At 45.6% G+C, this 12,866-nt stretch carries 15 protein-coding genes and 1 other annotated feature; of the genes, 8 read left to right on the top strand and 7 right to left on the bottom strand.

Annotated elements, in window-relative coordinates; translation table 11 throughout:
* Nucleotides 1–45 precede the first annotated feature (45 nt).
* Both ACX9NY_RS29015 and ACX9NY_RS29010 read right to left on the bottom strand, forming a co-directional pair.
* On the bottom strand, nt 46–1,140 hold the full coding sequence (locus tag ACX9NY_RS29015) for a transglutaminase domain-containing protein (protein WP_446723792.1): 1,095 nt from the start codon (nt 1,138–1,140) through the stop codon (nt 46–48).
* 69 nt (nt 1,141–1,209) lie between these two features.
* Nucleotides 1,210–1,692 carry an ATPase gene (locus ACX9NY_RS29010; RefSeq protein WP_278298351.1) on the bottom strand — a complete coding sequence of 161 codons (483 nt, stop codon included), beginning with the start codon at nt 1,690–1,692 and terminating at the stop codon, nt 1,210–1,212.
* Between the two features lie 188 nt (nt 1,693–1,880).
* On the opposite strand from ACX9NY_RS29010, the gene ACX9NY_RS29005 reads away from it, so the two are divergent.
* Together ACX9NY_RS29005 and ACX9NY_RS29000 are read left to right on the top strand one after the other, a co-directional pair.
* Nucleotides 1,881–3,056 carry an MFS transporter gene (locus ACX9NY_RS29005; protein WP_472476450.1) on the top strand — a complete coding sequence of 392 codons (1,176 nt, stop codon included), beginning with the start codon at nt 1,881–1,883 and terminating at the stop codon, nt 3,054–3,056.
* A gap of 521 nt (nt 3,057–3,577) precedes the next feature.
* Entirely contained in the window at nt 3,578–3,925 is a 348-nt protein-coding gene (locus ACX9NY_RS29000; protein ID WP_192135859.1) for a toprim domain-containing protein, read from the top strand.
* 68 nt (nt 3,926–3,993) lie between these two features.
* On the opposite strand, the gene ACX9NY_RS28995 is transcribed toward ACX9NY_RS29000, so the two are convergent.
* Entirely contained in the window at nt 3,994–4,605 is a 612-nt protein-coding gene (locus ACX9NY_RS28995; protein ID WP_339237563.1) for an SCO family protein, read from the bottom strand.
* Nucleotides 4,606–5,028: 423 nt separating this feature from the next.
* Here ACX9NY_RS28995 and ACX9NY_RS28990 point away from each other — a divergent pair, with 423 nt between their 5' ends.
* Nucleotides 5,029–6,009, top strand: coding sequence for a metal-dependent hydrolase (locus ACX9NY_RS28990; RefSeq protein WP_339237566.1), 981 nt, complete (start codon nt 5,029–5,031; stop codon nt 6,007–6,009).
* A gap of 114 nt (nt 6,010–6,123) precedes the next feature.
* Here the strand turns inward: ACX9NY_RS28990 and ACX9NY_RS28985 are convergent, their stop codons facing one another.
* A complete protein-coding gene (locus ACX9NY_RS28985) occupies nt 6,124–6,342 on the bottom strand; it encodes an alpha/beta-type small acid-soluble spore protein (protein WP_024634589.1) in 219 nt (72 codons plus the stop codon).
* A 120-nt stretch (nt 6,343–6,462) separates the two neighbouring features.
* Here ACX9NY_RS28985 and ACX9NY_RS28980 point away from each other — a divergent pair, with 120 nt between their 5' ends.
* A complete protein-coding gene (locus tag ACX9NY_RS28980; RefSeq protein ID WP_253440716.1) occupies nt 6,463–6,663 on the top strand; it encodes a hypothetical protein in 201 nt (66 codons plus the stop codon).
* Between the two features lie 115 nt (nt 6,664–6,778).
* Here the strand turns inward: ACX9NY_RS28980 and trpS are convergent, their stop codons facing one another.
* Complete coding sequence (trpS, locus tag ACX9NY_RS28975; protein ID WP_342571023.1) at nt 6,779–7,771, bottom strand: tryptophan--tRNA ligase; 993 nt, start codon at nt 7,769–7,771, stop codon at nt 6,779–6,781.
* A gap of 74 nt (nt 7,772–7,845) precedes the next feature.
* Nucleotides 7,846–8,113, bottom strand: a binding site (T-box leader).
* A 244-nt stretch (nt 8,114–8,357) separates the two neighbouring features.
* Here trpS and ACX9NY_RS28970 point away from each other — a divergent pair.
* Together ACX9NY_RS28970 and ACX9NY_RS28965 are read left to right on the top strand one after the other, a co-directional pair.
* On the top strand, nt 8,358–9,332 hold the full coding sequence (locus ACX9NY_RS28970; protein WP_339237574.1) for an aldose 1-epimerase: 975 nt from the start codon (nt 8,358–8,360) through the stop codon (nt 9,330–9,332).
* Between the two features lie 202 nt (nt 9,333–9,534).
* Complete coding sequence (locus ACX9NY_RS28965; protein WP_105601328.1) at nt 9,535–9,768, top strand: alpha/beta-type small acid-soluble spore protein; 234 nt, start codon at nt 9,535–9,537, stop codon at nt 9,766–9,768.
* Between the two features lie 78 nt (nt 9,769–9,846).
* On the opposite strand, the gene ACX9NY_RS28960 is transcribed toward ACX9NY_RS28965, so the two are convergent.
* Nucleotides 9,847–10,260: an O-methyltransferase gene (locus ACX9NY_RS28960; RefSeq protein WP_339243206.1), complete on the bottom strand. Its 414-nt coding sequence runs from the start codon at nt 10,258–10,260 to the stop codon at nt 9,847–9,849.
* 284 nt (nt 10,261–10,544) lie between these two features.
* Entirely contained in the window at nt 10,545–12,344 is a 1,800-nt protein-coding gene (locus tag ACX9NY_RS28955; protein WP_472476445.1) for a M3 family oligoendopeptidase, read from the bottom strand.
* A gap of 118 nt (nt 12,345–12,462) precedes the next feature.
* Here ACX9NY_RS28955 and ACX9NY_RS28950 point away from each other — a divergent pair, with 118 nt between their 5' ends.
* Both ACX9NY_RS28950 and ACX9NY_RS28945 read left to right on the top strand, forming a co-directional pair.
* Nucleotides 12,463–12,633, top strand: a complete 171-nt coding sequence (locus tag ACX9NY_RS28950; RefSeq protein WP_017692379.1) for a YycC family protein — start codon at nt 12,463–12,465, stop codon at nt 12,631–12,633.
* Nucleotides 12,630–12,863 carry a hypothetical protein gene (locus ACX9NY_RS28945; RefSeq protein WP_062324061.1) on the top strand — a complete coding sequence of 78 codons (234 nt, stop codon included), beginning with the start codon at nt 12,630–12,632 and terminating at the stop codon, nt 12,861–12,863. Before ACX9NY_RS28950 ends, ACX9NY_RS28945 begins: the two co-directional genes overlap by 4 nt.
* Nucleotides 12,864–12,866: the final 3 nt, after the last annotated feature.

Below are 12,866 nucleotides of genomic sequence, written 5' to 3'. Positions count from 1 at the left end.
AACCTGGCAACGTCGTCATATTCCGGACCCATGTCCGTAGTAATGTTAAGCTGATTGATCCTTCAGATGGGTGTCGGCAAAATTCGGAGGATTGAACCAGTCTCCACTGATCGCCCATGTCGGGTCAAGCGGGACCCAGCTCTCGGAATCGCTTAAATACACTTCATTCCATGCATGCGGACCGTATCCGCCCTGACCGTTATACCCAAGTCCTGTAACCACTTTGACTTCAAGCCCTTGTGAACGGGCCATAACAGCATAGAGACGGGCATAATCAATACATACACCTTTGCGTGTATCAAATGTATTCTGCGGATTCTGTTCATGCCATATGCCCTTTTGTTCATAGTCATCCACTTTACCATAGTCATACTGAATACGTGAACCTACCCAGTCGTATAACGCTCTTGCTTTGGCTTCATCTGTCGATTGGCCTTTGACAATTTCTTTCGCGGCAGATTCAATATCCGTCGGAATATTGTGGTCAATGACTTCATATTTGCGTTGCAGGATGCCGCCCAGTTCCTTCTGCACAGCCTGCGTGAATACGGGCAGCTTGTCCTTGATAAACGTACCAGACAACGGTTCAATTACCGATTTGGCCCCTTGCATATAGATTGGAGATGCCTCCACATATCGGCTGAACATGCTCCCGGGGTAAAGACTGACAATCATGAACAAGACCGCAATGACAATCATTCCACGGACGGAGCCTATGATGGTGCCAATGATTGCACCCGTCAGCCGACTAAGCATACCTTTCGGCGCACTTTCCTCGGCTGACCCCTGCCTGCTGCTGAAAATAAATGAAGAGAGCAATCCGAGAACCAATCGGATGAGTCCATAACTCAGTACAAATAATACAGCGAACCGCATCAGTGGAAAATCTGCGATCGCCGTAACCAACGTATAATACATCTGTTCCCACCGGTTCAACTCACGATTAGGCATGGCTGAAGCATACTCAGACAACCACTGCTGTACATATGGTGCAAGCCATAACGTTAAACCGATCGATAACAGAATACCAATAACCGCCATAATGCCATCCATCAGGAACCCGAAGAGTCTGCCTGCTGAACGAGAAGCCCCTCTGGACCAACCCTGCAATAAAGAAGCAGCCACAATCAGCAGCAGCATAATCGTGATGCCATTCAATTCCTTCAGGCTGTCCAGCCAATTCTGCAGCACGTACCGATTCCCCCTTTACTACGATGCTGGTGCTGTTTTGTTCTCCTGTGCCTGTTCGACAAACGTACGTATCGTTTCATTGTCGAGTTTCCATTCCCCAAGTGAAATGCCGCGGAAGGTCACATCGACTTTATCCGATTGTGTTCTGCCTTTAATCTCCACATTGGGACTTGTGATAGTGAACGCTCCATCCTGTCCTTTGACGTATGTCGCTTTGGAAGCTTCCTTAAGCATCATGCTGGTTGCTTCTTTCTTCAATGTGTCCATCGTACTGGATTGCACGTCTGTCACTGTTTGTTTGATCTGATCAATGGAGATGCCACTGTATATCAGTAGAGCCGCAATAATGATGATGGCAATCAACCATTTCAATACGGTTTTGACCACATTCAGAACAAAGAACAATATGATCAATGCAACCACGATCACCAACCAGTTCTGCATCAGAAACTCTTTGATTACTTCTATGTTCATGACTACACCTTCCGTATTTGAATTCATTCATAACACTCCCGAATATTATACATGATTTCCGAAGCCGCTGTCAGCTAAGCCCTCTCCCTAAAAAATAAACGGTCTAAGTTCGTCCTGCTAGGCGTACAAGTAGTACCATAAGGTTCTGCTGGCGAACGGGAACACGTTCAAGACCTGTAGTTTGCACATGCATCGCTTAACAAGGAGGGGCTTATGTGAAAACGGCCATCTGGCTATACCTGTTTTTGTTCCTTGCTGTATTCGATCTGCACGCCCAGTATCCCATTCTGACCCCTTTTGCCATCTCGCTGGGAGCCGCCCCTACTTTCATTGGCTGGATGATGGGTATCTATTCCTTAACGCATCTTCCTGGCAATCTCATTGCCGGAACACAAATCGATAAACATGGCAGTCGCCGCTACATTGTATTCAGTCTGCTTGGGGCAGGAGTCATCCTGCTCCTGCAAGCCTATGTCCATACCCCTTGGCAACTGCTGGCACTGCGTTCCATCAGCGGTTTTGTGCTGGCCTTCCTGTCTCCTGCATGTCTCGCCCTGCTTGCCCAGTTATCCAGTGATCCGGTGAAGCAGGGGAAGTATATGTCAGGACACGGGGTAGTACATACCCTCGCGTCTGTGGTATCTCCCGCAGCCGGGGCGATCATTGTGGGTTCCATGGGATTCTCTGCTACATTCTCAGGTTTGGGTTACTTGCTCATTCTCACAGGTGTGATTGCTTTCATGACCATGCCTCGTGGCATCGTTAAGCAGCATGAGAGAGTGACTGAACCTGCCAAACCTGACGTTTCACCAGTAGATACCAAAAGTGCATTCCTTCCGGTGTCCTGGCGCTATTTTGCCCTGCCTCTGGTTATTGCTTGTGCTCAAGGGATTCTCTTCTTCGAGCTACCCCTGCGGGGAGGAGGGCAATCGTCCATCATGTCTACCGGGTTGTTATTTTCCATTATCAGTATTGGAGCGCTCTTCACACTGAGCATGTTATTTCTTAACCGGTATTCCCCCAAGCTGCGTCTGGTTGCGGGTGTGCTGCTGATGTCCTTGTGCTTTTTTGCAATGGCCGCCATTCCGCAAATTCCGTTGTCTACCGTATTATTTGTACTCGGAATGTCCAAAGGCATTATCTTTCCAGCTATGGCTACCCTATTTATCCGTCTGAGCGGTGGAAGCAGGTTAGGCCGCATTTTCTCGCTGCAATCCATCGCCACTTCCATCGGCTCATTTATCGGCCCCATCACGGCTGGACAACTCCGTGTCGGGTTATCGCCCTATTTCATCGCCTTTGTTTTGTTAATGATAGGTATGCTGCTGCTTCCATACTATACATCCAGACGCGAAGCTTCCCTCGCCGATCCGAAAAGTATATTCAATTAAATTTCGATCAGTCTCTCTCTCCTTACGTTATGACAGCAGTTAGGCCTGTATTTTCATTAGCTTTGCATCATTCCCCCATTTACAGCTAAACTATATAAAATGGACTAACGTTTTACACACGAACGGAACGGCCTAAAAGGCATAAGCGCTGTCTTCAAGATTTCAACTTTTTCTTAAATATCATCATTAGGTATGGACGATCATTGGAAGTAGTGAAGGGGACGGAATCGATTTTGAAGAAGCGGTAGCGTTCGCCTTTGTCTCCACATTTCAACCTATAAAAAATCAATCAGAAATTTGGAGACAACAGCGATCGAAGAAACGATCCGTAACCGTAACGGCCACTATTGATCAGATTTATTTCCTGATGTAAATGAAAAAGAATTTAGAAATCCAAGGTGCTCCTGTCCGCGTGGTGAACAGTGTAAAGAAAAGGGGTCCATTTTATATAATCCGTCGATTTTCGCTGTAACATTTCCCGGGGAATGTCGACATAAGCTCTCGAACAAGAGGTGAATATCATGCCTATTCATGTCATTGTGGAAGGTAAGAATGATCGAAGCAAACTGAAACGTCTGGTTGGACCCGAAATCAACATTTTATGCACGTTTGGAACGCTTAATTCACTTAAGCTGGAGACATTGCGTAAACAAGTCGGGTATGATGAAGTTTATTTATTTATGGATAATGACAGTTCCGGCAAAAAAATTAGAGGTGTGCTTCGGGATGCATTCCCGGATGCAGTACAGATGTATACACGACGAGGATATGCGGGTGTGGAAGGAACACCTGATGAGTATATCATTGCCCAGCTGGAGAAAGCCGGGTTAGAGACATACATCCAATACCCTGAACATCCTTCCTTTTAAAAGAAATGCCAAAAGGCTGCCTTAGGTTGATATCCAACCTGAAGGCAGCCTTTACAGTTATCCAGTGATTATTCCTTGATCAGATTGCGAATATCCTCGGCAATGACAGCAGGTACAACGTCCTCTGTATTAAACGCATTATATACCTTGCGCAGCTGGTTATTCTGATCCACCAAGCCAATCATGTTCATATGGGCAAAATCGTCTTTATTCTCGCCTTCAATCAGGATCTGGAATGAATCCCTGGCGAACTGTTTTGTTTTGTCCATATCCCCTCGCAAGAAGTACCATCCGGAATAATCCGCATGAAAGCGATCCGCAAACGTCTTAATCTTCTCTCTCGTATCGACTTTCGGGTCGAATGAAATGGATACAAACGAGACATCTTTACCGAAGGTGTCGTCCTCTTTCAACAGATCCTGCACTTGGGATAACGTGAACGTCGTAATAGGGCAGACATCCGGACAACTGGTGAAATAAAAGTAGAACAAACGGACTTTCCCTTGAGTATCCTCCAGTGATACCGTACTGCCATCTACATTTTCCATGGAAAAGGATTGGATCTCGCGAATCTCGGGTAATTTCTCCTTACTGACAAATAATGTGCCCCACATCAGATACACAACCATAATCAGTGCGAGCCCGAGTAGTATCCAGGTCCATATGTACTTTTTCAGCATCTTCCTCGTCCCTTCTGTATCTTCTCTTATGAATACGCATACATAAGTAAATCCAAAATCACATTTGTTTGGCTTCATCCATCTACTGTGACATATGTACTCCAAGAAACCTACTTTTTATGAGATTCTATATTATTGTAACGGTTTGTCGTAACAATGCCCATACATATTTATGGAACAAGCTGACCTCGTATACTCTGATGAAATTTCTCTCTGTTTCCGATATAAAGTTTATCATAAGAAATGCCAAAATAGTTTGACAAACTACGTACATTTATTGGGTATGGACCAAGTTATTATCATAACTTTGAAATTAGGGATGTTTTGCATCCGGACAGACGGATATTATACACTATATATGGGTATCACCTAGATAGAGAAGTAATATGCCTTAGAACGATACACCACACAAAGGAGACGTTTATGGATACCTCTACACATTTTGTCATGGGGATTGGTCTAGCTGGTCTGGCTTATGTTGATCCTGTTGTCGCAACGAGTCCAATGCTTGCAGCTGCGGTAATGGTTGGCACGATTGCTGGCTCCCAGGCCCCTGACATCGATACTGCGTTACGTCTCAAAAGCAACTCACTTTACATTCGGAATCATCGGGGCTTGTCACACTCTCTGCCATTTCTCCTGTTATGGGTTCTGCTCATCACCGGCGTCATTGCCCTGATATTCCCTGGTGTCCCCATTGGACACGTTGCCATCTGGACCGCTGTAGCCGTAGGCTTTCACGTATTCACCGATCTGTTCAACACCTATGGAACCCAAGCCGCCCGGCCTTTTACGGAACGCTGGATCGCCTGGAACATCATTCATATTTTTGATCCGTTTCTATTCACTACGCATGTCGTAGCTATCCTGTTATGGGCCTTTGATCTGATCGCCCCTGCACCACTCTTCGTTACGCTGTATAGTTTGACCGGTATATATTATATATGGCGAACGATTGCTCGTGCACAAGCGGTCAGAAAAGTCAGACGTTTAGATAATAGCCCAGAACAGGCTAAATACATCGTCATTCCAACGATATCCTGGAATCGCTGGCATGTGGTTAAACGAGTCGAGGACGGCAGTTATGTGATCGGCAAAATGGATGGTTCTAATCTGGTATGGAGTCTGCACGCCTCGTCTTCTACTCATGCGGCCGTTGCTGCTTCACGCAAATCACCGGAAGTCAGTGCTTTCCTCTACTTCACCTCTTATGCGGTGGCAGAAGTGGAAGAACTGCCTGCCGGTTACAAGGTCCGCTGGGCAGATGTACGTTATCGACACCGAAAACAATATCCATTTGTCGCTGTAATTGTGATGGACCGGAATTTTGAAACGATTGATACGTATGTAGGCTGGTTAAGCGATGAGAAGATGGATAAAAAACTTTTATCCGCACGCCCTTGACGAAGTGAGCATGGCAAGGCACAATCAGTTATAGGAACTGATACGCGAGAAAGCCCGGAGCGTTTCCGCCCCGGGCTTTCTGTTTATTCTTTTATTGCTGTTGGTTAAGATAAATTATTTGCCAGACCCAGCCAGAGACTGCTCAGCGATTTGTACCAGACGTTTGGTGATATATCCACCCAAAGATCCTGTTTCACGGGAAGTGTAGTTACCATAGTAACCATCTTGCGGGATAGTTACACCCAGTTCCTGTGCAGCCTCCATTTTCAATTGTTGCAATGCAGAATTTGCTTGAGGTACCACCAAGTTGTTAGAACGAGATCCTTGAGCCATATTTATAATCTCCCTTCAATCTGTGTCTGTAATGTCATTGCAAGCTTGCAAGATTATTATGGCTCGTAGGCTTCAGGTTATACGGAATTTTACTAAATTTGTAGATGGAGGTTTTTCCCAATGAGCAAAGGTTTATCCTTATGGTTCGCGTTTTCATCCATTATCTTGTTAACGGTTACAGCAATCACAATCTCTTACTCCGGTTGGCTTGCTACGCTCCTGTTCGTCCTGTCCATTGCCAACATTGGCTGGGGCTTTGTCATTCGTGCCAAAAAAGAACGGCAGGAAGTTCGCTCGGCTACTTCAGAGCCCACTTCTTGAGCAGGTCATATTCTAACGCAAGTTTGAACGTATTAATAAAGAGGAGCCCTTAATAGGACTCCTCTTTATTTATGTTAACTATTCATTTCTTTAACTATAATTTTGTTCAGCAGCACTACAGTTTACGTCTAGGAACAAACCCCATACGTTCTTTCACGGCACTCAACGTTTGAGAAGCAACTTCTTCTGCACGACGAGCTGACGTCTCCAGAACATCGGCCAATTCGCCAGACTCGCGAATCTCATTATATCGTTGTTGCAGCGGTTCGATAACAGACACAACCACTTCAGCCAGTTCTTTTTTGAACGGACCGTACATCTTGCCTTCATAACGCTCAGCTACTTCCTTAAGCGTCATACCCGCACATTCCGCGTAGATACTCATCAGATTACTAACTTCCGGTTTGTTTGCCGGATCATAGACGACTTCACGTCCCGAATCTGTAGTGGCACGGCTGATCTTTTTGCGAATGACATCCGGCGGATCCAGCAGGGCAATATAGCTGCCGGCATTAGGATTACTTTTACTCATCTTCGAAGAGGCATCATCAAGTGACATTACCCGTGCACCTACCTGTGGGATATACGGATCTGGAATGGTGAAGTACTCCCCATAACGGTGGTTAAAACGCCCAGCCAGATCACGTGTCAGCTCCAGATGCTGCTTCTGGTCTTCACCTACAGGTACAAGATCAGCATTGTATAACAAAATATCAGCCGCCATTAATGATGGATACACGAACAGTCCGGCACCAACGGAATCTTTCCCGGATGATTTATCCTTAAACTGAGTCATGCGTTCAAGCTCACCCATGGAGGTCAGCGTCGTCATCAACCAGCCCAATTCGGCATGCTGCGGTACATGGGATTGCAGAAATACGTTAGATTTCGAAGGATCAATACCTGCTGCAAGAAACAGCGCAGCTACCGCTTCCGATTGTTCACGCAATGCTGCTGGCTCTTGAGCCACGGTAATGGCATGAAGATCTACCACCATGAAATGACATTGATAGTCATGCTGGAGTTTTACAAAATTTTTGATTGCACCAATATAGTTGCCCAATGTGAGCTTACCACTTGGTTGAATACCTGAAAGTACAGTTTTCATTGCACATAACGCCTCCCTGATTGTATATAAAAAGCTCCTGCCATTCTCTGCGAACGCAAAAAGGCCCCACATCCGCAAGGGACGTGAGACCGTGGTGCCACCCTTATTCGCTTTTCTTCCATTGCCCCTGACCCTCAATCAAGTCAAGCTGAAGAAACGCCTTCATTGTTCCGTAACGTGGATTATACGGCAGACTCTAGTGAGGCAAGCCCGTCTCTGGCTTAACCTGTTCAAATCCACACTCAAGGGTCCATTCAGTAAAGAGTTCACACCGGTTCGCATCAACCACCGGCTTTCTGAAGAGAATTCTCTTGGCCTACTTATCCCTGTCATCGATTTATATCATTCAATTTGAATACGTACCTTTAGAGTTCCATCTTAATGCGCACAGGCGCGAATGTCAAAATGAGTTGAACTTTTTTACCCGAGACACTGAAATCTGTTATGATGGAATTGCTTATTAACATGCCTGCTTCACAAGAAGCAGCGCAGGAAATAGCTGGCATGTACACAATGACACGCCTGCAGCAGTACAATCATTACAACTGCTTGCAGACAGATTTCAAGTGGGAAAAGGAGCATCGATATGAAACAAGTGACCAAAGGCCAATGGAATGGTTACGACACGTATATCCTACATAGCCGTGAATTGGAAATCACCCTGCTGCCACGTCTTGGAAATAACATTATTTCTATTCGGGATTTAGTGCAGGACAGGGATATCGTCCGCCGTCCGGATGAAGACGATCTTGCCTTTTATCTGCAGAAGCCGTACCATTTTGGCGTTCCTCTCCTGATTCCACCAGGACGCATTCATCGGGGACAATTCGAATATGAAGGTGTCCGTTACCAGTTCGATCAGAACACGGCAAATGACAACCATATTCACGGTCTCCACCGTACCCAATCCTGGTGTGTCAGTGATATCGAGGAAGATGAAGACGGATGTGCAATTACGACCGAATTATTGACTGAAAATGAAGAACACTGGATGGCTCAATTCCCGATTCCTCTGAAACTTGAGATGACGTTCAGTCTGCAAAACGCTGTATTTAGCCAGCGTCTGCGAGTCACCAATCTGAGCTCAACGCCTGCTCCTTTTGGGATGGGCTATCATACATGGTTTTTGTTAGACGGCAAACCTGCCGATTGGACACTGCAACTTCCTGTTTCCGGAATATACGGTCAGAATGAAGAACAACTACCAACAGGTGAGCTGGAATCCCTGGGTGAATGGTCTGCTCTTAACGAAGGCATCAACTTGCAGGGACGTAACTGGGATACGCTGTTGAAAGCGACCGAAGGTGAACCGGCTGCGGCTTACTTACGGAGGCAAGATGGATATACGCTGAAATATTCAGCAGATGAAACATTTTTCAAACACTGGGTTCTCTTCACCAAAGGGGAATCCGATCAGTTTTTGTGCATTGAACCGTACACTTGGCTCCCGGATGCACCTAATTTGGATTTATCGGATGAACAGACGGGATTGATTCGCCTGGAACCGGAACAGCCTGTTGAGCTATTTACACGTATTGAGGTTATACCTCCTACAGACTAAGTGAGCTAATCATCATCTATACTGTTTACGCTGATCAACATATATTTCGATACCATGTACAACTTGCCGACCCACATTGGGTCGGCTTTTTTATGTGATCCGCGCACCAATAATTAACCATATATTTCCTTACGCCATATCATGTATATTTCCTTATTCTCTAACCATACTAACATCACCAACCCATAAGGAGGTGACACATATGTACGGAGGTCAAAACCAAGGTAGCGGTAGCCGCTCCAACAACCTGGTCGTTCCCCAAGCAACTGCAGCATTGCAACAATTGAAAATGGAAGCTGCACAAGAGCTGGGTGTAACTATTCCACAAGATGGTTACTACGGTAACTATACTTCCCGTGAGACAGGTTCTCTGGGTGGATACATCACTAAACGTCTGGTGCAAATCGCTGAGCAGCAATTATCGGGTCGTTCGTAAGCTCGTAATTATTGCTTGAGCTAAGCAGAATCCAAAAGCGGCCTTCTTCGGAAGTGCCGCTTTCTCTTGTGTAACGAATTATGAGGTCGACTCCATATCAGAATCCTTGTATGTATTGGTTCTAGGGTAACGAATCATGAGACTCGCCATATTGTAATTGGACTCCATTGTTGCATCTACCAGAATCATACCTTGTCTTACTGTGAAGTCGTACGATATTTCGCCATGTGTCCAATTGCGTTTGAATTTCAAAGTTTCCAGTGCCATCGCCCGGAAAGAAGTTCTCTGGGTTTCGTTTAGTCCCTTCTCTTCCAAATCCATCTGCCCATCCCGTCCAGTTATCGGATTATGTCGAATACCGAACTTCCCAATTACGTTGTTTCGTATTTGCACAAAAACTACCCCTGAATCTAACCCTGACAACTCATGATCAAGCTCTTTAAATACTAAATCTAACTGACGTGCTAATGAAAGCTGGTCGATTTTCATAATAACACTCCTCCTACATGCTTATAGTCCTATGTAACAAGGACTTACGACTCATTATATGACATCATTTGCGCATGTTCAACAAACAACGGCAAACTTGGGTATTTTTAACTATATATTGCGCAATTAATTGCCATTTCCCTTCCTTAAAGTGAGTTTTTTCGTTCATTTGCGACAAAATATTTGAGAATCAAAAATAAGGATTCTGTATAAAAAAAGGCTGCAATCCTGTGTTTGTTAACACGGAATTGCAGCCTTTCATATATATTCAACCTATTACATTCAACCTATTTTTGGGGTGCTGTCATCTGCAAAAACTGCTCAATATCGGCAATAACCAAGTCCGCAGCATTTTGCCAGAATTCCGGTTGTGTCAGGTCTGTACCCAGATGTTTCTGCGCAAGTTCTTCGACCGTCATACGCCCTGTATCTCGTAACAAATCATCATATTTATCTGCAAATGCTGTGCCTTCTTGCTGTGCTCTCGCATAGATTCCCGCACTGAACATGTACCCAAACGTGTATGGGAAGTTATAGAATGGCACACCTGTCAGATAGAAATGCAGCTTGGATGCCCAGAAATGTGGATGATCTGATGCAAGTACACCACAGAACGCTTCCTGCTGAGCATCCACCATTAATTGGGATAGTTCATCCGCGTTAACCAGGCCTTTTTTGCGTTGTTCATAGAAACGATTCTCAAACAGGAACCGGGCATGGATATTCATAAAGAAAGCCACACTTCGCTGTATCTTGTCTTCCAATAAAGCCAGCTTCTCTTGTTCATCTGTTGCCGCCTGCACAAGGGCATCTGCTACAATCAATTCAGCAAACGTGGACGCTGTCTCAGCCACATTCATCGCGTAACGTTGATTCAACGCAGGCAACTCTTCCATAATGTGTTGATGATATCCATGACCAAGTTCATGCGCAAGAGTCGACACATTGGACGGTGTCCCGGAGAAGGTCATGAAAATTCGGGTTGCTTTGCTAAGTGGCAAAGATGTACAGAATCCACCTGGACGCTTGCCGGGGCGGTCTTCAGCTTCAATCCAGCGTTTCTCAAAAGCCATCTCTGCAAAAGAAGAAAGTTTAGGACTGAACTTGGCAAACTGTTCAACGATATTGATAGCTGCCTCATCGTAAGTGATTTTGCCACTCGACTTACCTACAGGGGCGTCTACATCGCTCCAACTGAGCTTGTCTACCCCGAGCAGTTCTGCCTTGCGCTCCAGATATTGAACAAGTGCAGGTTTGGCACCATTAATTACATCCCACATCGTATCCAGTGTCTGACGGGACATCCGGTTGATGGCCAGAGGTTCCTTGAGGATATCATGCCAGCCACGTTTCTCATATAACTTCAGACGGAATCCCGCGAGGTGGTTCAGTGTGTCTGCGCAGAAATCTTCGACATCCGTCCAAGCCTGTTCCCAGTTTGCAAATACCGTCTCACGTACATTCCGATCACTATCGCTCAGTTTGTTGGCAGCTTGCCCTGCCGACAGCATGACCGTTTCCCCATTTTGCTCAAATGGAATGTTCACCTTGCTGACAATCGTGTTATAGAATTTGCCCCAACCATGGTAACCATCCACACCCAGATCCAGTGCAAGACCTTCAAGTTCCGGCGACAGCTTCTCACGAGCCAGCGTGCGACTCTCGTTCAGTACAAATTCAAGCGGCTGAATATCCTCCCGAGCAATCCAGGTGTCCCACACCGAATCTGACGTCTGACTGAGTGTATTATCGAACTTCGATTTGCTGCCGTTCAGCATCGCAGCAATAGAACTGATGGCCCCCTGAAGCTGGGTTGCCTTCTTGTCCTTCTGGTTTTGCGATGAGAGGCAGGATACAAACGCAGAACCTTCCGATATGCGGACATAACAGCTTTGCAGCAGTTCCAAAATGGGATCAAAAGCTGTCGTCTCTTCTAATGAAGTCGGTGCAGGTGTTTCGTTCAATAGTTGTTGCAGTTTACGTACATCCTCTTCCAGTTCAATCAGATACGCAGCGAATGTCTCGGAGGAAGAACCTCCACTAAAAATGGACTCCAGATCCCATACGGGGTGTAATGGCGTTTTCATTTAATAAGGCACCTCTCTCTATAAATTGGATGGTTAGGATTGAATTAAAAACTGGTTTTCTGTTCACTGTATCTCTATACTAGAGAAATACTTATAGTAACTTTCAGGAGGTAAACGTATGAAACCTTTACAAGTATCGGCTGATACAGCCGTCAAATTAGCAGAATCCTTGGGCGTACCTTTGGAACATCTGATGCACATGCCCCAACATATCCTAATGCAGAAGATTGCGGAACTCGCCAAACAAGAAGCCTCCAAACCTTCCGCACCAGAAGGCGAACAAGAATGATTCCCTTTGAGAACAGCTGGCCTTACGATATTGTGATGGGAGACATCTATGTACAGCAATGTCCCTACTGTCATGCAAGCAACGTGCTGCTCCCCCTCAAACCGAAAGAGCTTGTGCGCATCCGCGAAGGCAAAAAGAAATTACTCGTCTTTCCCTGCTGTAATACCAGCATGACCGTGATCGACAATGACAGTGACTATTTGTTATCCAGCCGTCCTGTCCGCAACTAATGT

Source organism: Paenibacillus sp. CB74, from assembly GCF_055687625.1.
Note: the sequence above shows the minus strand (reverse complement) of the source record. Positions and strands in the feature narration are given on the sequence as shown.